Here is a 20,592-nt window from a genome sequence, read left to right as displayed (position 1 = left end):
ATGCTATTTAATATATAAGGACTTGTTGTGAACGATGCAAAAATAGTTGTTAAGCCTGATTTGTTATGGCAAACCATCCGGCAAGAAGCATCTAAATTGGTCGAAAGTGAACCGATGCTTGCTAGTTATTTCCATGCTACTTTACTCAATCATGAAAACCTAGGCAGTGCTTTAAGCTATATTTTAGCCAATAAGCTTGCGACACAGGTTATGCCTGCTATTGAAATTCGTGAAATTGCTCGGCAAGCCTATCAAGCGGATGAAAATATTATTAAGTCAGCAATAAGTGATATTATTGCTGTTTATATTCGTGATCCCGCGACCAATCATTACTCAACTCCACTTCTTTATTATAAAGGCTTTTTATCATTACAAGCTTATCGAATCGCACATTGGCTTTGGCGGCAAAATCGCAAGTCTTTGGCGATTTTTTTGCAAAGTCAGATTGCAATAGTGTTTGGCGTTGATATTCACCCTGCAGCTAAGATTGGCTGTGGGGTAATGTTTGATCATGCAACGGGTATTGTCATTGGTGAAACTGTTGTTATTGAAAATGATGTTTCTATTTTACAATCAGTGACGTTAGGCGGTACGGGCAAAGAAAACGGTGATCGTCATCCTAAAATTCGTGAAGGGGTGATGATTGGCGCCCATTCGACTATTTTAGGTAATATTGAAATTGGAAAAGGGGCTAAAATTGGTGCCGGCTCAGTCGTTTTGGAACCTGTACCGAAACATACAACGGTTGCAGGCGTTCCTGCCAAAATTGTTGGTTGCCCTGACTGTGATAAACCTGCATTAAATATGGATCAAGATATTTAGTTTTATAAGGAAATTTGTATTCCGTTGCTGATTAACAACGGAATACATCAATTGAAGATTATGACTGGGTGTTTAGATTTACATCCATAGTTGGGTATGGAATATTAATACCATTCTCGGTTAATCCATTTTTAATATTTTCCAGTAATTCAGCTTTAACCGGTCCGTAATTGGCATTTGTTGTCCAAACTAAAACATTGAAATTCATTGATGAAGCATCTAACTGATCTAAGCGAATAGTCGGCTCTTTATTTGTTAAAATATTGCTAGTTTTGTCAACGGCTTGTTTTAAAACTTCATAAACTTTTCGAATGTCAGAATCATACCCAACATTAACAACTAGATCTAATCGTCTTTCTGGTAATCTGGTATAGTTAATAATATTGGCGCCGACTACCTGACTATTGGGTATTACTACTAATTCGTTGGTTGGCGTAACGATAGATGTTGAAAAAATTTGAATCGAATCAATAACCCCTTTTTGGTTATTAATAATCACGGTTTCACCCACTTTGAACGGACGGAAAATAATTAGAATAACCCCAGCAGCAAAGTTAGACAGTGAACCTTGTAATGCCAAACCGACAGCTAAACCTGCAGCACCAATAATGGCAACAATTGATGCAGTTTGTACGCCAAGTTGCCCTAACACAGCCACAAGTGTCATTACAATAATGGCATAATAGGATAAAGAACTTACAAATTTAACTACTGTTGGATCAACATTACGATTTGTTAATATTTTTCTAAGTTGACGTGCGACAAATCTAGCAATAGCTCGTCCAAGGATAAAAATAAGAATGGCAAAGCAAAAATGAGCAATATAACTAAGTACTACACCATCATATTTTTCAATAATAGAAATGGCATTATTGATTAGATCTTCAAAATTCATTTAATTATCCTTATCAATTGGTAATAGGCATTAGGTGAAAATATCTTGCAATAAAATAGATCAAACGAGCTGTTTAGCTAATAATGTCCAGCGAGTATCAAAATTAGTTGTAGGTAGATATTTAAAACCTGAACGAGAATAACGCACCATCATACCTTCACAAAAAGCAAGTAATTGGCTAGCTAAAATCCGTTCATCAGTGATAAAAGCAACACCTTCACGAAGCTTTCTTTCTCGTATAACTTGTTTTATCTGCGTTTCGATTCGCTCAAAGAGTTGACTTATGCGTTCTTGCAACTGTTCTTGCTCAAACATCAATGCATGACCTGTCATAATTCTGGTTAATCCCGGGTTTTTTTCAGAAAAACCTAAAATTAATGCCAGAATAAGTTTTAGACGAGCTAAGGTGTTTTGCTCATCTTTCATAATTATATTAATGCGAGATAATAAGATATCTTCAATATAAACAATTAAACTTTCAAACATTTTTGTTTTACTTGGGAAATGTCTATAAAGAGCCGCTTCAGAAACACCTACCGTAGCTGCTAATTTGGCGGTAGTTATTCGCTGAGTACCTTCATTGGATTCAAGCATTGTTGCTAATGCTTGTAAGATATCTTCTTTGCGATTTTTATTTTTATTGTTCACAATCATTTTTTACCCGAATGCCCAAATCCACCTTCACCACGAGCTGACTCAGTAAATTCATCAACAATATTAAATTCTGCTTGCACAACAGGTACGATAATTAATTGGGCAATACGATCGCCTGCTTCAATAACAAAAGGTGTCTGGCTGCGGTTCCAAACAGGAACGAACAATTGGCCTTGATAATCTGAATCAATTAGACCAACTAAATTACCAAGCACAATACCATTTTTTGAGCCCAAGCCAGAACGAGGCAGTACCAATGCAGCTAAGTTAGGATCGGCAATATGCATTGATAAACCTGTTGGGGTTAAAATGGTTTCACCTGGTTTAATTTCGGTAGTTTTATCAAACATAGCACGTAAATCAATACCAGCGGATCCTTCAGTTGCATACGTTGGCAGTGGAAATTCATTACCTAAACGTTTGTCTAATACTTTAATATCAATTTTTCTTTTCATCATGACTCGCTTTATATCGTGTTATAACTGCTTCAAGTAACTGTGACGCTAATTGTTGTTTACTGCTTAATGGTAACGTTTGCTCACCATTTTGCCAATAAAGAGTTAATGCATTTTGTTCAGAATTAAACCCGATTGTTTGGTCTGAAACATCATTAGCACAGATTAAATCTAAGTTTTTTGTCGTTAATTTTTTCAGTGCATAATCTTTCATATTATTCGTTTCAGCGGCAAATCCGACAACAAAAGGGCGATGGCTCTTTAATGCCGCTACGCTTGCAACAATATCAGGATTTTTAACTAACTTTATGACTAATTCATCATTATCATCAGTTTTTTTGATTTTTTGGGGAGCAATTGTTTTAGCATGATAGTCTGCAACCGCGGCACAAGCGATAAAAATTGTTGATTCTTGGGCATGACTTAATGCTGCTTCATACATCTGTTTAGCACTTTTTACATCAATACGATTGACATTATTTGGTGTATCTAGATGAACAGGACCACTAATTAAGGTCACTTTTGCACCCATTTGAGCTGCAGCTTTGGCAATAGCAAAGCCCATTTTACCTGAGCTGTAGTTGCTAATATAACGTACAGGATCGATTTCTTCAATGGTTGGACCCGCAGTAACCGTTATTGAGATCCCAGTAAGTGTTGATGTTGTGGAAAAATAATTCTCAATTTTTTCCACAATCGTTTGTGGTTCAAGCATACGGCCGGGGCCAACATCACCACAAGCTTGAAAGCCACTATCAGGCCCTAAAATTAAGGTATTTCTAGATTTTAGTATTGATAAGTTATGCTGTGTCGCAGCAGCTTTATACATTTGCTGATTCATGGCTGGAGCGATGACTATTGGGGCAGGTGTTGCTAAACAGAGCGTTGATAATAAATCATCTGCAATGCCGTTAGCCATTTTAGCGATAATATTTGCTGTCGCGGGAGCAATTAATACTAAATCAGCCCATTTTGCCAATTCAATATGGCTCATAGACAGTTCTGCTGATGGATCAAATAGATCATTGGATACCCGATTTCCAGAAACCGCTTGCAGTGTCATTGGTGTGACAAAGTGACTTGCCGAATCAGTCAGTACGACATGTACTTGTGCCCCAGCTTTTTTTAAATGACGGACAAGATCAGGACATTTATAAGCAGCAATGCCACCAGTTATCCCTAATAAAATATGTTTACCAGATAGACTCATGATCTCGCTATTCTCCCATCCAAAATTAAAGGCGTTATATTACCATAATTAAATTAGATAATAAGTAACTCTTTCGCATTGGCAAGTGTTGCATCGGTAATTTTATCCCCACCTAATAACCGAGCAAGCTCATTTAAACGTCCATTTTTATCTAATCTTTGCATATCTGTTGTGGTTTGTTTGCCACTCGTCTGTTTACTCACAAAGTAATGTTGATTAGCTTGTCCAGCAACTTGCGGTAAATGTGTTACGGTAATAACTTGTGTTGATTCTCCAAGTTGCCTTAATAGCTGTCCGACTTTAGCGGCAGTTGGTCCACTGATACCCACATCAATTTCATCAAAAATTAACGCTGGAGTATCCATTTTTTGCGCTGTTAGTACCTGAATTGCTAAGGCAATACGTGACAATTCACCACCGGATGCAACTTTAGCCAGCGGTTGTAAAATTTGCCCTGCATTGGTGCTAACTAAAAAGGTAACTTGATCTGCTCCACTTTCATTTAATCGATTTTCGTCAAAAGTGATATCGATACTCAATTGCCCATTTGGCATAGAAAGTTCATGCATAATTGTTGTTACTTTCTTAGCTAATGTTTTACTTACCGTTACTCGTTTTTGGTGTAATTTAGTGGCAAGTTCTAGGGCAATTTGATGATATTTGCTAATGTCTGCTTTTAACTGTTCGCCTTGTTCATCTTGTTGATTAATCTGTTTAAATTCATTAAGTAAATTATGATGTAATTCAGGCAATGCTTCTGGTGCAATATGATGTTTGCGTGCTAATGCAATTTGCTTAGATAATCGTTGCTCAAGTTGCATGACCCGCGCTGGATCAATCTCTAAACTCTCACTGTAGTGACGAAGTTCATAACTGGCTTCTTTTATTTGAATGGCTGCTTCTTCCAGCATGTTAAGAATATTATTTAACGTTGGATCGAGCTCGGATAATTCTTGCACACTGTTTTTAACACTGCTAAGTAAATTGCTAACATTATATTCATCAGCCTCATCTAATATCATGATTGACTGTTGGCTGAGGTTAATCAACTGTTCACTGTTTGATAGTCGTTTATATTCTTCATCAATTTGTTGGTACTCACCTTCAATCGGCGAAAATTCGTTTAATTCTTTTAATTGATATTGTAAAAGTTGCAGATGTGCTTCACGGTCTTGTCGTGTGGTTTCATATTGCTGATAAGCTTGGCAAGCAGTTTTCCAATTTTTATGAGCTTGGTGCATTTGTGCAAGTAGTGTTGGTTCATTCATATAATGATTCAACAGTAGTTGCTGATAGTCACTGCGTAAAAGCCGTTGAGGTTCATGTTGTCCATGAATTTGAATAAGCATTTGCCCTATATCTTTAAGTTGGGATATGGGCACGGCTCGACCATTGATGAACGCTTTAGAACGACCATCTTGATTAATCACGCGGCGTAAGATGCATTCATTACCCTCATCAAGTTGATTTTCTATTAACCACTCATATGCAGCGGGTGTGTCATCAAGTATAAAACTTGCTGATATATCTACCCGATTTGCCCCATTGCGGATGGCTGAGGCATCAGAACGATTTCCTAAACATAGTCCTAGAGCATCAATTGCAATGGATTTCCCTGCTCCTGTTTCTCCGGTAATTGCGGTCATCCCTGTTGTAAAATCAACTAACAACTGATCGACAATAGCAAAATTATTAATAGTAAGTTGAGTTATCATAATAATTAAATACATGCAGCTGATTAAAATTGAAACGAGTATATCAACAAAAACACTGTAAATAAATACAGTTTTTTAAATAAAATAATGATTTTGTTTTGTTCTACCAGATGGAATTGTTGTGTTACCTAGATTTTATCTTGTTTTCAATGTTTATTTATCTCATTTAATAAATAAGCAAGTAGATAACAATGGATGATAATTAAGGAGAAAGAAATTAAACAAGCCATTGATCAGAAAAATCTCAATGGCTCGGAAGATAGTTAACTAATACAATGAACTAATCACTTCATAAATTAATTGTAGATTTAAAATAATAAGCGAAATCGTCGCTATCCAACCTAAAATAATGGTTAACTTACAATTCACAAACTCTTTCATGATTTTTTTATTTGAGGTGACTAAAATTAAAGGAATCATTGAAATTGGTAAGGCAATGCTTAAAAAGACTTGAGTATAGATTAATAAATTCTCAACAATATTTTCTTTATCTCCCCAGATATAAATACATAAAATCACAGGAGTAACTGCCAATCCTCGACTGATTATTCGTCTAGCCCAGAGCGGAATAGATAAATGAATAAATCCTTCCATGACTATTTGCCCTGTCAGGGTACCTGTGATTGTTGCGTTTTGACCCGATGCGAGTAAAGCAACAGCAAATAAAGTTGCCATAATTGAACTTGCCACAGGACCAACCATATGTGGATCTTTCAATGCATCATAAAGTTGGGTAAATCGACCAAGATTGTCGGGATCATTGCCATAAAAAAGTGCGGCCCCAAGAATTAATAATAAACAATTTATGATAAATGAAAATGACAATTGTATATTGGAATCGATCGTTGCATATTTAATTGCATCTTTTAGGCTTGTTCTGTTTTGCCTATCATATTTTCTAGTTTGAACAATAGACGAATGCAGATACAAGTTATGTGGCATAACGGTTGCACCCACAATACCAAGTGCAATCACTAATGCGGAATCATGTCCTTTGATTGAGGCAGTAAAAATATCAGTTCTAGGAATAAAACCATTTATGATATCACTAAGTTCAGGAGAGGCTCTTAAAACTTCATAAGCGAAGATAATAAATATTGTCGCAATTAAACAAAAGACGATAGCTTCTATTTTTCTAAAACCAAACTTCATTAAAATTAAAAGGATAACCACGTCAAAAACGGTTAATAGCACACCAATTAATAATGGAATATCAAATAATAGATTTAAGGCTACTGCACTACCAATGACTTCGGCAATTTCTGTGGCAATAATTGCTAATTCAGTCGATATCCACAAACAAAAAGATATTTTTTTACCGACCATTGATTTTGTGGCTTGGGCAAGATCCATACCCGTTACTACACCTATTTTCACACACATTGCTTGAAGGAGCATTGCAATTAGGCTAGAAATGAGTATTACGGATAGTAATAAATAGCTATAAAGTGCACCACCTTGAATGGACGTGATCCAGTTGCCTGGATCCATATAACCAACAGCAACTAAAGCACCCGGACCAGAAAAAGCCCACAGTTTTCGAAGAAAACTTGCATTAGGATCGGGAATATAAACCGTATTATTGATCTCTTCTAAACTTACTGTGGATATTTTTAACATAATTAAACCTCTAAATTAATATAGTGGTATTATAGTTGATAATGAGAATCATTATCAATTAAAAATAATTATTTTATTCTTTTAAAAATTATAATTGAGGTGATGTGTATTATTTAGATTTAAAAGTGTATATTATTTATCCTAATTCAGTTTATATATTGGTATAGCTATACCTGTTATGATTGAATAAATATGGTTTCATTTCTCAATAATTATAACAAAACGCAATTATCTGTTTTAAATAAAAATTTCTAAAACGTATCCTGCAAGTCTTAAGTAAAACTTATTTTAACTAATTTATTGTGTATTCTCATTTAAAAATCTATTAAATATAGTAAGGAATCACTCAAATGTTTGGAAATAAAATAAATCGTAAAATTATCATTTGGACTACACTCATTGGTGGTTTTATTAGTTCATTAGTCAAGTGGGGATCGGAAGTGAATATGCCACCTCGTGTTCCCGGTGAAATTTCGCCGCCAGCAGCACATATTGATGCTTGGCTTGGTTGGTTAGGTATTAATTCCCATTCCCTTGATTATATTTATCAAGGAGCAAATGTTTTAGGTGCTGTGACACTTTATCACTGGCTATTTAGTTTTGCATTTGCATTTGTTTATGTATTTATTGCCTTTTTTTGGAATAAAATTCGACTTTGGTATGGTGCCTTTTATGGGTTGATTATTACGGTTGTTATGCATGGCTTTTTTATTCCATTGTTAGGCTTCCGTCATCCAGCTTATGATCCAGAAGGTACCGTTGGCTGGTTATGGAATTTAAATGGCTATGAATTATGGAGTGAAATTTTAGGTCATATTTATTGGGGCGTCTCCATTGAAATCTGTATGATTGCTGTACTTGCCCATTTTTCAAGACCAATTTATGGAGAGTGGCATAAATAATTGACTTATTTTGCAATCCTTCCATTCTAAAAAATAGAAGGATTGTTAATCTTAATTATATTGATTATTTTTTTAAATTTATTTGTATAAAACGGTTGGATTAACTTTAACTATTCTATCAGCATTTATAATATTAATTTTTTGTTTAACCCTTGCTTATCAACGTTCTTTTTATTTAATTGCAATAATAATATTGTTAATGGGTACAAAAAGAATAACTGAAAATAATAATGCAATACCAATATAATCAATGCGTTGCTTGTTGGATTTTAATATACAGTAATAAAAATTCACAACACAGTTAAAACCAAAAATAATGGTAATAATAATGTTGTGAATTATTTTTGAAGATAAAACGACATTATTGTTATCACCCAACATAGGCAAAATTAAAATGACTTCTAAAATATAAAGGTAATATAAAAATTTCATTTTTGTCATTCCTTTAAAAAACTAGTTTTACATTATACTGTTATCCTTAAAATCTTCTAATGATTATTCGTTATAACGATAAAAAAGCAATTTGATATAGTTAAAAACTATATCAATTAATAAAAAACTAGAATTATTCAATAACATTTTTTTTTGCTATCTTTTTAATCACGCAAGAATAGTGATTAAAGGAAAATAAAATGAATACAGCAGTTATTGGATATCCTCGTGTTGGTAAACTTCGTGAATTGAAATTTGCAACCGAAGCCTATTTTAAAGGTAATAAAACCCAAACCGAATTATTAAGTGAAGCTAAAGCATTACGTGCCGAGCATTTACAACAACAAGCTTCGCAAAAAATTGCATTTATTTCGTCTAATGACTTTTCATTTTATGATGCAGTATTAGATACCGCTTGCTTACTTAATGTTATTCCTAAACGTTACCAAGATTTGGGATTACCAGAACTTGATCGTTATTTTGCTATGGCTCGTGGCTATCAAGGTGAAAAAGGTGATGTGCGTGCGCTAGCAATGAAAAAATGGTTTAACACCAATTATCATTATTTAGTACCTGAAATAGAAGATTCAGTGCAGATCAAAGTAGCTGGTAGCAAACCGTTTGACGAATATCAAGAGGCCAAAGCGTTAGGTATACAAACTAAACCTGTTGTTGTTGGTCCATTAACGTTTTTCAAATTAGCACAATATTTAGGTAATAAACAGTTTGTTGACTTTAAAGCTGATATTATTAAAGCTTACCAAGAAATTATTCAAAAATTCACAACACTTGGCGCTGATTGGATTCAAATTGATGAGCCAATTTTAGTCACTGATCTTAATAAAGAAGATATCGCTTTATTTACAGAGCTCTATCAAGCAATCTTATCCGTTAAAGGTACCACTAAAGTGGTTCTACAAACCTATTTTGGTGATGTACGTGACTGTTACAAAGAGTTAGTGGCTCTGCCGTTCGATGGTATTGGTCTTGATTTTGTTGAAGGTAAACAGTCATTAGCATTGCTTGAAAATAATGGTTTCCCTTCGGATAAAGTATTATTTGCTGGCGTAGTGAATGGTAAAAATATTTGGAAAAATAACTACCAAAAAACTTTAGCATTACTTGGGAAAATTAAGCAAAAAGCAGCTAAAGTTGTAATTAATACTTCGTGTTCATTGTTGCATGTACCTTATACATTACAAAATGAGACTAAATTAACTATTCAACAACGTGCTTACTTTGCGTTTGCACAAGAAAAACTGCAAGAATTAGCAGAGCTTGGTCAGTTATTTAATGAAGCTAACCCAGAAAATAGTGAGACTTATAAAGCTAACCAAACCCTGTTTACTCGTGAACGTGAAGGGGCAAATCAAGATGTTCGTCAAAAAGTTGCGGCATTAAGTGCATCTGACTTTACTCGTTTACCTGAATTTTCAGTACGTGAAGCAGAGCAGAAAAAAGCATTTAATTTACCATTGTTACCAACTACAACGATTGGTTCATTCCCACAAACACCTGATGTGCGCTTAAATCGTGCTAAATTCAAAAAAGGTGAAATTTGTTTGAATGAATACACAGAATTCAATAAGAAAAAAATTGCCGAATGTATCAAATTACAAGAAGAGATCGGTATTGATGTGTTGGTGCATGGTGAATTTGAACGAAATGATATGGTTGAATATTTTGGTGAAAGCTTAAATGGTTTTGTCTTTACTGAAAAAGCATGGGTGCAATCTTATGGTACTCGTTGCGTTAAGCCACCAATTGTATGGGGTGATATTTCACGTTCTAAACCAATTACGGTTGAATATTCAAAATATGCACAAAGTTTAACAGATAAACCTGTTAAAGGCATGTTGACAGGCCCAGTAACGATTCTTAACTGGTCATTCCCACGTGAAGACATTTCACAAAAAGAATCTGTATTCCAAATTGGTTTAGCTATTGGTGATGAGGTGCTCGATCTTGAAGCGGCTGGTATTAAAGTCATTCAGATTGATGAAGCAGCACTTAAAGAAAAATTACCATTGCGTAAGGCAGATTGGAACAGCGAATATCTAGATTGGGCTATTCCAGCGTTCAGATTAGTACATAGTAAAGTTCAAGCAGATACGCAAATTCATACTCATATGTGTTATAGCGAATTTGCTGACATCATCAAAGACATTGATGCAATGGATGCGGATGTTATCTCGTTTGAAGCATCACGTTCTAATTTACAGTTGATTGATGTGCTTAAAGCCAATAATTTTAAAACAGAAGTGGGACCGGGTGTTTATGATATCCATTCACCGCGTGTACCGCCTGTAGCTGAAATTAAAGGTACTATCGAGAAATTGCTTGCGAAGATCGATGAACAAAAATTATGGATTAATCCAGATTGTGGTTTAAAAACGCGTGGTGAAAAAGAGGTGGTTGAAAGCTTACAACACTTAGTTCAAGCCACATTAGAAGTAAGAAAAACACTCAAATAATACTGTTTTTCAAAATAATTTAACTTTGTTAAATCTGATATTGCCGCCGCCTCATTAGGCGGCGGAAACGTCAATAAGGAAAAATAGTAATGATAACCAATGGATAATGCAGATGAAAACAAATCTACTTTTTAATCAAAAAACGGTGTTCTCCTTTGAGGTTTTTCCTCCTAAAAAAACATCACCTTTAGAAACAATTTACAGTACTTTGCGCGAACTCGGTTATTTTAAACCTGATTTTATTAGTGTTACCTATGGTGCAGGTGGTAGCTTGAATGGCCAAACTACTATCGATATTGCTCACTCAGTTAAGCATACTTATGGTATCGAAAGTGTCGCTCATTTACCGGGTATCAATTTTGATAAAACCGAGATGAAAAAAATCCTTCACGATCTTAAATGTGCAGGTATTGATAATGTGCTTGCGTTACGAGGTGATATCAATCCAAACGTAAAACCTAAAGACGATTTTCGTTTTGCAAGTGAACTTGTCTCTTTTATTAAAGAAAATGGCGATTTCAACGTAATCGGTGCATGTTATCCTGAAGGACACCTTGAAGCGACAACCATTAAACAAGATTTAATTCATTTGAAAGAAAAAGTGAACGCAGGTACCGATCAGCTGATTTCCCAATTGTTTTTTGATAATGACTATTTTTATGCCTTTTTAGATAAAGCGCGTGATATGGGCATTAATGTACCCATTGAAGCGGGAATTATGCCAGTAACGAATAAAAACCAAATTGAACGTATGGTTTCAATGTGTGGTGTTAATCTACCTAAGAAATTTAAGCAAATGATGGAAAAATATGAACATCATCCAGATGCATTCCGTGATGCAGGTATTGCTTATGCTATCGATCAGATTGTTGACCTAGTTTCGCAAAATGTTGACGGTATCCATTTATATACCATGAATAATAGCTATATCGCTCGAAGAATTAGTGAAGCAGTATCAACATTACTTGCTGTTCCAAAATCAAAATAGCTTTATCATTAAGAAAATTTAGAATAGGGTTTGGAGGAATTGGTTGCGGGGGCTGGATTTGAACCAACGACCTTCGGGTTATGAGCCCGACGAGCTACCAAGCTGCTCCACCCCGCGTCAAAGAGGTGAGCTATATTATAGTAATAAAATAATAAAGCAATAGTATTCTTTACTGAACGTATCATTTTTACACATTTCTTAACAAATAAGCGTGATTTATATACTAAATGCAATCTGCTTGTGGATATTTTTTACAAAATGCTACTTAAATAAGTTTACCGATTAATTTAGGTTTGGTGTAATTAGAATGATTAATTAGGCTTTATTTACGAATAAAAGCAATTTATATGCTGAAATGATATACATATCTGAATAATTTTTACAAATATTCTGCTTAAATAAGTTTACTGATTAATTTAGGTTTGGTGTAATTAGAATGATTAATTAGGCTTTATTTACGAATAAAAGCAATTTATATGCTGAAATGATATACACTCATGAATAATTTTTACAAAAATTCTGCTTAAATAAGTTCACTGATTAGTTTAGGTTTGATGTGATTAAAACGATTAACAAGGCATTATTTATGAATAAAAGCAATTTATATGCTGAAATGATATACATATCTGAATAATTTTTACAAATATTCTGCTTAAATAAGTTTACTGATTAATTTAGGTTTGGTGTAATTAAAACGATTAACAAGGCATTATTTACGAATAAAAGCAATTTAAATGCTGAAATGATATACACTCCTGAATAATTTTTACAAAATCACTTTAATTATTTTTAATCCATTGCTCTATTTCTTTAAAATGATTAATTAAAATGTGTTTCTCATTTTCGATATTCACCATAAATTTGTTGTAGATATCAATTCTGTCATGTGTTGATAGATGTTTTATCTGTTGTTCTATCGAGTCTGTATCATGTTTTATATTGGTAATGATACGACGTAAAAATTCATCCATATATTGTTGAGAAGAAAAATAAGAACCGTAATAAACCATAGAACCATATAAAATGGGTTCAAATAAACTGTGTCCTTTCAAACTCGGATCAAAAGAGCCAAAAACGATGGTTGCATGAGATAATGAATAAATTTTACTGAGCACACCATAACTTTTTACAAAAGTAATCTCCGCAGTGATATTGTCAGCATTGTTCCATTGCGTTATAACAGCAAAGCGATTTTGATACACTTCTTCCCATTTTTTTATTAAATTATCAAATAGATGTATATGTCTAGGAACAAGTATAATTTTATAATCCAATTTAACCAATTTAGCTAACAGCTCAGATACTGTATTAAGTTCTTCAGGATGGAAATTTGAAAGAGTAATTATTTTTCTTTCACTGTTTATATTTTTAATATCTAAGACTGTGGTATTTAAAGGGAGTTTATAACTTGGTGTTACCGAAATAGAAACATTAGGCATTACAGGTAGCATTTTTGTTTTTAGTTCGGCGGTTTGTACAAACACTTTTTTTATCGGAGAAAACAGTAACGCTTGATAATAGCGATTGTTTAAACGATTAATGGTTTTATCTGAAAAATGCCCGTTGAGTAAAATGATTTCCCGGTTAAGTAGATCCATTGTAGCAAGAAAATTAGGCCAAAAATCATGCTCAATAATTATTGCTTTTCTAATATTGAAATGGTGGATAAATAAACTTTGATGAACTAAAGAATCGAAAGGAAAATATACTATTGTTATATCATTTGGTTGGTTAGTTAATTTTTTATAAGCCTGAATTGTTATGACGGTAAGAATAATTTTTTGTCTAATTTGTGGTTGAAAAAAGCTAATTAAGTTAATTGCAGCGTCTGCTTCACCTAATGAAATAGCATGAATCATAATGCAACTATTTACGTTAGGTTTAGAAAATAGAAATCCTAGAAAATAGTGCTGACCGATATGCCTCAAGTTATCTTTTAAACTCACTTTTTGCCTACATCCTTTGAAAAAAGAGTAAATAGCAATGAGTGGTAACGAGAACAAAATAAGTTGCACGATAGCGAATAAACAAACCTTAAATATTTTTTTCATTTTTGGAGTTAGTTATAAAAAATAACCAATGATAACATTTTATTAAACTTATTAGATTACACTTATTCTTTATTTTACCGATTTATTAGACTGAATATTTTAACAAAATTTTATTTTATGGTTTAATTACCATTATGCTAACATCATTAAAATTACATAATGTTTATTTAACTGGAAAAGGGAAAAAATATGTCAACTCAATATCATGGATCTTGTTTGTGTGGAAAAGTTAAATTGTCTGTTCCATTTGCCAATACGGATTTTAGTGCATGCCATTGCCAAACTTGTCGTAAATGGAGTGCTGGGCCTTTAATGACCTTAGCGCACAGTGGTGATTTAACGATAGAAGGACAAGAGAACGTTACCCATTTTAACTCATCACAATGGGCGGAAAGAGCATTTTGTAAAGAGTGTGGCTCTCATCTTTATTATCATTTAAAAGGTACGCAAAATTATTATATTGCTGCTTGGATCTTTGACGATATTAAGGATTTAAAATTCACGGCTGAAGTCTTTATTGATAAAAAACCAACTTGCTATGCGTTTGCTAATCAGACTCACAAATTAACCGAAGCAGATATTTTAGCAATGGCTGAAGGAAAGGCTTAAAAAATAAATTATAACTTAATGTATTTATAAAAAAGACGAGCATTGCTCGTCTTTTTGGTTTATTGATAAAGTGCCTGTAATGGTATCACACTGTGAGCAGGATCGTAATCTAGTGCCGACGTTGTGGCATAAGCAGCATTCATAGTGGTATCGTAATGGACTTTATATTGGATAGCACTACGGCGCAGGATTTTAGAGGCTTCAATAGCAGCTCGCCCTGACGTTGTGTTAAGAATATAACTGTATTCACCATTTTTGATATGATCATGAATATTTGGTCGACCTTCATTTTCTTTCTTGACAATTTGGCAGGCAATTCCTGCTTGTTGCAATGCTTTTGCTGTGCCAAGTGTGGCATCAATACTAAATCCATGAGCGATTAATCGTTTAGCAACTTCTAATAGACGTGGTTTATCTTGTTCACGAATAGAAAGTAATGCTTTGCCGGATTTTTTCATATTCGACAAGCTGCCAAGCTGTGCTTTGGCAAAGGCTTCGGCAAATGTTTTACCAATTCCCATGACTTCACCAGTTGAGCGCATTTCTGGTCCTAAAATTGGGTCAACACCGCTAAATTTATTAAATGGTAATACTACCTCTTTAACGGAATAATAAGGCGGAATCACTTCTTGAGTGACATTTTGCTTGGTCAGCGATTGGCCTGTCATAACGCGGGCAGCAATTTTAGCCAGTGGTAAACCTGTCGCTTTCGAGACAAATGGCACCGTACGGGCTGCACGCGGATTAATTTCAATTAGATAAACTTGATTATCTTTGACAGCAAATTGCCCATTCATTAAACCTTTTACATTAAGTTCAAACGCCAATTGTTTCGCTTGTTTTCGCAGTTCAGCTAAAATTTCAGGGCTTAAGGTATGAGTTGGCAGTGAACAAGCTGAATCACCCGAGTGAATACCGGCTTGTTCAATATGTTCCATAATGCCACCAATAACGATTTGTTCGCCATCTGCAATCACATCAATATCCACCTCAATGGCATCATCTAAAAAGTGGTCAAGTAGTACCGGCGCATTATTGGATTCACTTACTGCGGTTTTAAAGTAGCGTCGTAAATCTTGTTCATTGTATACAATTTCCATTGCTCGTCCGCCTAATACATAAGATGGACGCACCACAAGTGGATAACCGATTTGCTCTGCCTTGATTACCGCTTCATCAATATCGGTTACGGTGGCATTAACAGGCTGTTTTAATTTTAATTTATCGACTACTTCTTGAAAGCGTTTGCGATCTTCGGCTCTGTCTATGGCATCAGGTGAAGTACCAATAATTGGAATTCCGGCAGCTTCAAGGGCTCGCGCCAATTTCAGCGGAGTTTGTCCACCATACTGTACTATCACGCCATTAGGTTTTTCAACGTGGGCAATTTCAAGCACATCTTCAAGGGTAACCGGCTCAAAATAGAGTCTATCGGAAGTATCATAATCGGTTGAAACCGTTTCGGGATTGCAATTTACCATAATGGTTTCAAAGCCGTCTTCGCGTAAAGCTAAAGCAGCATGTACACAGCAGTAATCAAATTCAATCCCTTGTCCAATACGATTAGGTCCTCCTCCTAAAATCATAATCTTTTTACGATTAAATTGTGGATTGGCCTCACACTCTTGTTCATAGGTTGAGTAAAGATAAGCAGTATCGGTTGAAAACTCGGCTGCACAGGTATCCACACGTTTATAAACTGGGTGAATATCATATTGTACGCGCAGATCTCGCACGGCTTGTTCTTGAGTATTAAGCAGTTTAGCAATACGAAGATCCGAAAAGCCTTTACGTTTAAGTTGCCATAATGTCTCTTGATCAAGATCATTAATGGTTTGTTGCTTTAAGCGGTTTTCTATTTGCACTAGTTCTTCTATTTGCACTAAGAACCAGCGATCAATATGAGTTAATAAAAACACTTCATCAAGTGTGAAACCCGCTCGAAAAGCATCGGCTATATACCAAATGCGATCGCTACCTGCTTCATGTAGTTCGTAACGAATTTTAGCAAGGTTCTTTTCATCGCTAACATCATCGATTTTTTCATCTAATCCGCACGCACCGACTTCTAAACCGCGAAGTGCTTTTTGCATTGATTCTTGGAACGTTCGGCCAATTGCCATCACTTCGCCTACTGATTTCATTTGCGTGGTTAAGCGATCATTGCAACCAGCAAATTTTTCAAAATTAAAACGTGGGATTTTAGTAACGACATAATCAATAGACGGTTCGAAAGAAGCAGGAGTTTTACCGCCAGTAATATCATTGGAAAGCTCGTCAAGTGTATAACCGACGGCTAATTTAGCTGCAATCTTGGCAATAGGAAAGCCTGTAGCTTTAGAGGCTAACGCCGAAGAGCGTGATACCCGAGGATTCATCTCAATGACAATTAATCGTCCCGTTTGTGGATCAACCGAAAATTGCACGTTTGAACCGCCAGTTTCAACACCAATTTCGCGCAATACCGCAATAGAGGCATTACGCATGATTTGATACTCTTTATCTGTTAAAGTTTGTGCTGGCGCAACCGTTATTGAATCACCAGTATGAATGCCCATTGCGTCAAAGTTTTCAATCGAACAAACAATAATACAATTATCGTTTTTATCGCGCACAACTTCCATTTCATACTCTTTCCAGCCAATTAGTGATTCGTCGATCAGTAGTTCATTGGTTGGGGATAAATCAAGTCCACGAGTACAGATTTCTTCAAACTCTTCTTGATTATAAGCGATGCCACCGCCTGTTCCGCCCATAGTGAATGATGGACGAATAATACAAGGAAAGCCCACTTGTTCCAGTACCGCATAAGCCTCTTGTAATGAGTGAGCAATACCTGAACGTGCGGTATCCAGCCCAATTTTTTTCATTGCCTGATCAAAACGTTTGCGATCTTCAGCTTTATCAATCGCATCTGCGGTTGCGCCGATCATTTCAACATTAAACTCTTTTAATACACCCTGTTTTTCAAGTTCTAATGCGCAATTTAATGCCGTTTGTCCGCCCATTGTTGGTAAAATGGCATCGGGTCGCTCTTTTTCAATAATTTTGCGCACACATGTCCAATGAATTGGCTCAATATAGGTGGCATCCGCCATTTCAGGATCGGTCATAATGGTTGCCGGATTGGAGTTAACTAAAATTACTCGGTATCCTTCTTCACGTAATGCTTTACATGCCTGAGCGCCTGAATAATCAAATTCACAAGCTTGACCAATAACAATTGGGCCTGCGCCAATAATTAGAATACTTTTAATATCTGTTCGCTTAGCCATATTATTGCTCCTGCTTATAAATTTTAATTAATTCGATAAAGTGATCAAAAAGTGGCGCAGCATCGTGTGGACCAGGACTGGCTTCAGGGTGTCCTTGAAAACTAAATGCAGGTTTTTGATTATGATGAATCCCTTGTAATGAACCATCAAATAAGGATTTATGTGTAGCGCGTAAATGTGCTGGCAAGGTGCTCTCATCGACAGCAAATCCGTGATTTTGCGCGGTAATCATGACACGATTATTTTCCAGATCTTTAACCGGATGATTCCCTCCATGATGACCAAATTTCATTTTAATGGTTTTTGCACCGCAAGCGAGCGCTAAAAGCTGATGCCCTAAACAGATACCAAAAACTGGAATATTGGTGGTTAAAAACTGCTTAATTGCCTCAATGGCATAAGTGCAAGGGGCGGGATCTCCAGGACCATTTGATAAAAATATTCCATCTGGGTTTAATGACAATACTTCATTTGCAGGTGTTTTAGCGGGTACAACTGTTAATTTACATCCTCGTTCAACTAACATCCGTAATATATTTTGTTTAACGCCAAAATCATAAGCAACCACATGATAAGGTAATTCACTTTCCGCTTTTGGTGTAGGATGCTCTTGTTGCCTTGTCCAAATACCATAAGTCCATGTGTAACTTTCCTTACAAGTCACTTCTTTAGCCAAATCTAATCCACTTAACCCTTTATAATTTAGTGCTTCCTGTTTGGCATTTTCAGCTTTATCTAATAAGGTCTGTTTATCATTAGCGGTAATAATCACTCCATGTTGTGCCCCTTTTTCACGTAAAATACGAGTTAAACGACGCGTATCAATATCCGCAATTGCAATCACATTGTGTTTTTTTAAATAACTGGAAAGATCCATTTCACTTCGGTAGTTGCTCGCAATTAAAGGTAAATCACGAATAATTAGTCCTTTAGCATAAATTTGGTTAGATTCAGCATCTGCACTATTCGTTCCTACATTACCAATGTGTGGATAAGTGAGAGTAACTAATTGTTCCGAGTAAGAAGGATCCGTTAAGATTTCTTGATAACCTGTCATTGAAGTATTAAATACTACTTCCCCAACAGTTTGTCCATTAGCACCAATTGATTTGCCAATAAATTGCGAACCATCTTGTAACATAAGGAGGGCATAAGTTTGCATGATTAAAAAGGCCTTTTGAATAAGTTGTCATTATTTTTGAATAAAAATTCAAATTCACTTATATGTTAAGTTACATTGATTGGCATTTTATTACACTTTTTTATACAAAAAAAGCAATATTGTAAAAATTATTTTAATAATTAAATCTAATTTTTTAGACTTTTTAACAAGATGATAAAATATAAAAGTTATTTTGATGTTTAACTTGAATTTGCATAATTATTCACATAGAATCGTGTGAATATTTACGGTTATTAGGAGCCACATTATGCACGGTTTTTATCAACGTCACTTTTTACGCTTACTCGATTTTACCCCTGCCGAAATCAATCAATTAATCAATCTGGCTATTGAATTAAAACAAGCTAAACAGCAAGGGCTGGAACAAAAGTATTTACTCGGTAAAAATATTGCCCTTATTTTTGAAAAAGATTCAACACGTACTCGCTGTGCATTTGAAGTGGGTGCATTTGATCAAGGTGCAAATGTTACTTATTTAGGGCCGAGTGGTAGCCAAATTGGTCATAAAGAGTCAATTGCTGATACTGCACGTGTGCTTGGTCGTATGTATGATGGTATTGAATATCGTGGTTATGGACAAGAAATCGTTGAAACTTTAGCAAAATACGCGGGTGTGCCTGTATGGAATGGTTTAACTACCGAAGCTCATCCAACCCAAATTTTAGCTGATTTTATGACCATGAAAGAACATATTGGCGATAGAGCATTGAGCAGTGTTAAATTTGCCTATTTAGGTGATGCACGAAATAATATGGGAAATTCGTTAATGGAAGGTGCAGCATTAATGGGTATGGAAATTCGTTTAGTTGCACCAAAAGCCTGTCAACCCGAAGCTCAATTAGTGCATAAGTGTCAAGAGATAGCCAAAACGACAGGTGCTAAAATTATTTTAACTGAAGATGTTGCTTTAGGTGTTAAGGATGTTGATTTTCTTTATACCGATGTATGGGTATCAATGGGTGAGCCTAAAGAAGTGTGGGACGAGCGTGTAAAATTATTAACGCCATATCAAGTCAATCAAAATGTAATTAATTTGACTCATAATCCAAATGTCAAATTTATGCACTGTTTGCCGGCTTTCCATGATATGAATACCACTGTTGGTAAACAAATGGCAGCACAATATGGTTTAAAAAATGGCTTAGAAGTGACGGATGATGTGTTTGAGTCGAAACACAGCATCGTATTTGATGAAGCTGAAAACCGCCTCCATACGATTAAAGCGGTAATGGTTGCAACGTTAGCGAAAGACGAATAATATAGTTGATCATTATAAATACCTAGTTTTACTAAGCAACTTTTTTGCC

Annotated in this window: 16 protein-coding genes and 1 tRNA gene; 6 read left to right on the top strand and 11 right to left on the bottom strand. The window is 35.1% G+C overall.

Annotation, left to right across the window (positions count from 1 at the left end):
- The first annotated feature begins 42 nt into the window (after positions 1-42).
- A complete protein-coding gene (gene cysE / locus GAPWK_RS13940) occupies positions 43-822 on the top strand; it encodes a serine O-acetyltransferase (RefSeq protein WP_038518644.1) in 780 nt (259 codons plus the stop codon).
- A 58-nt stretch (positions 823-880) separates the two neighbouring features.
- On the opposite strand, the gene GAPWK_RS13935 is transcribed toward cysE, so the two are convergent.
- From GAPWK_RS13935 to GAPWK_RS13910, 6 genes are all read right to left on the bottom strand, one after another.
- Positions 881-1,717 (bottom strand): mechanosensitive ion channel domain-containing protein, encoded by an 837-nt coding sequence (locus tag GAPWK_RS13935; RefSeq protein WP_038517632.1) that lies wholly within the window; start codon positions 1,715-1,717, stop codon positions 881-883.
- A gap of 60 nt (positions 1,718-1,777) precedes the next feature.
- Entirely contained in the window at positions 1,778-2,371 is a 594-nt protein-coding gene (gene slmA / locus GAPWK_RS13930; protein ID WP_025316823.1) for a nucleoid occlusion factor SlmA, read from the bottom strand.
- Complete coding sequence (dut, locus tag GAPWK_RS13925) at positions 2,368-2,826, bottom strand: dUTP diphosphatase (RefSeq protein WP_025316822.1); 459 nt, start codon at positions 2,824-2,826, stop codon at positions 2,368-2,370. The genes slmA and dut overlap by 4 nt, the downstream gene beginning before the upstream one ends.
- Positions 2,810-4,036: a bifunctional phosphopantothenoylcysteine decarboxylase/phosphopantothenate--cysteine ligase CoaBC gene (coaBC, locus tag GAPWK_RS13920; RefSeq protein WP_025316821.1), complete on the bottom strand. Its 1,227-nt coding sequence runs from the start codon at positions 4,034-4,036 to the stop codon at positions 2,810-2,812. Before coaBC ends, dut begins: the two co-directional genes overlap by 17 nt.
- A 53-nt stretch (positions 4,037-4,089) precedes the next feature.
- Complete coding sequence (gene recN / locus GAPWK_RS13915) at positions 4,090-5,751, bottom strand: DNA repair protein RecN (protein WP_025316820.1); 1,662 nt, start codon at positions 5,749-5,751, stop codon at positions 4,090-4,092.
- Positions 5,752-6,018: 267 nt separating this feature from the next.
- Entirely contained in the window at positions 6,019-7,371 is a 1,353-nt protein-coding gene (locus GAPWK_RS13910) for an Nramp family divalent metal transporter (protein WP_025316819.1), read from the bottom strand.
- A gap of 350 nt (positions 7,372-7,721) precedes the next feature.
- Between GAPWK_RS13910 and GAPWK_RS13905 the strand changes: the two genes are divergently transcribed.
- The gene (locus GAPWK_RS13905) at positions 7,722-8,273 is read left to right on the top strand and encodes a YagU family protein (protein ID WP_025316818.1); all 552 of its coding nucleotides are present in this window, start codon (positions 7,722-7,724) and stop codon (positions 8,271-8,273) included.
- Between the two features lie 171 nt (positions 8,274-8,444).
- On the opposite strand, the gene GAPWK_RS13900 is transcribed toward GAPWK_RS13905, so the two are convergent.
- A complete protein-coding gene (locus tag GAPWK_RS13900) occupies positions 8,445-8,705 on the bottom strand; it encodes a hypothetical protein (RefSeq protein WP_025316817.1) in 261 nt (86 codons plus the stop codon).
- Positions 8,706-8,905: 200 nt separating this feature from the next.
- Between GAPWK_RS13900 and metE the strand changes: the two genes are divergently transcribed.
- Together metE and metF are read left to right on the top strand one after the other, a co-directional pair.
- Positions 8,906-11,179 carry a 5-methyltetrahydropteroyltriglutamate--homocysteine S-methyltransferase gene (gene metE / locus GAPWK_RS13895; protein WP_025316816.1) on the top strand — a complete coding sequence of 758 codons (2,274 nt, stop codon included), beginning with the start codon at positions 8,906-8,908 and terminating at the stop codon, positions 11,177-11,179.
- 112 nt (positions 11,180-11,291) lie between these two features.
- The gene (gene metF, locus GAPWK_RS13890) at positions 11,292-12,167 is read left to right on the top strand and encodes a methylenetetrahydrofolate reductase [NAD(P)H] (protein ID WP_025316815.1); all 876 of its coding nucleotides are present in this window, start codon (positions 11,292-11,294) and stop codon (positions 12,165-12,167) included.
- A gap of 40 nt (positions 12,168-12,207) precedes the next feature.
- Here the strand turns inward: metF and GAPWK_RS13885 are convergent.
- A tRNA-Met gene (locus GAPWK_RS13885) sits at positions 12,208-12,284 on the bottom strand.
- Between the two features lie 662 nt (positions 12,285-12,946).
- Positions 12,947-14,218: a 3-deoxy-D-manno-octulosonic acid transferase gene (locus GAPWK_RS13880; RefSeq protein WP_080692519.1), complete on the bottom strand. Its 1,272-nt coding sequence runs from the start codon at positions 14,216-14,218 to the stop codon at positions 12,947-12,949.
- A 189-nt stretch (positions 14,219-14,407) separates the two neighbouring features.
- Between GAPWK_RS13880 and GAPWK_RS13875 the strand changes: the two genes are divergently transcribed.
- Positions 14,408-14,827: a GFA family protein gene (locus GAPWK_RS13875; RefSeq protein ID WP_025316813.1), complete on the top strand. Its 420-nt coding sequence runs from the start codon at positions 14,408-14,410 to the stop codon at positions 14,825-14,827.
- Positions 14,828-14,886: 59 nt separating this feature from the next.
- Here GAPWK_RS13875 and carB read toward each other — a convergent pair whose 3' ends face one another.
- Together carB and carA are read right to left on the bottom strand one after the other, a co-directional pair.
- Complete coding sequence (gene carB, locus GAPWK_RS13870) at positions 14,887-18,102, bottom strand: carbamoyl-phosphate synthase large subunit (protein WP_038517629.1); 3,216 nt, start codon at positions 18,100-18,102, stop codon at positions 14,887-14,889.
- Position 18,103: 1 nt separating this feature from the next.
- Positions 18,104-19,264 (bottom strand): glutamine-hydrolyzing carbamoyl-phosphate synthase small subunit, encoded by a 1,161-nt coding sequence (gene carA / locus GAPWK_RS13865; protein WP_025316812.1) that lies wholly within the window; start codon positions 19,262-19,264, stop codon positions 18,104-18,106.
- A gap of 268 nt (positions 19,265-19,532) precedes the next feature.
- Between carA and argF the strand changes: the two genes are divergently transcribed.
- On the top strand, positions 19,533-20,543 hold the full coding sequence (gene argF / locus GAPWK_RS13860) for an ornithine carbamoyltransferase (protein WP_025316811.1): 1,011 nt from the start codon (positions 19,533-19,535) through the stop codon (positions 20,541-20,543).
- The last annotated feature ends 49 nt before the right edge of the window (positions 20,544-20,592 follow it).

It is taken from the genome of Gilliamella apicola (genome assembly GCF_000599985.1).
Lineage (GTDB): Bacteria > Pseudomonadota > Gammaproteobacteria > Enterobacterales > Orbaceae > Gilliamella > Gilliamella apicola.
The sequence above is the reverse complement of the archived record's forward strand: the minus strand, read 5'-3'. Positions and strand labels throughout refer to the sequence as shown.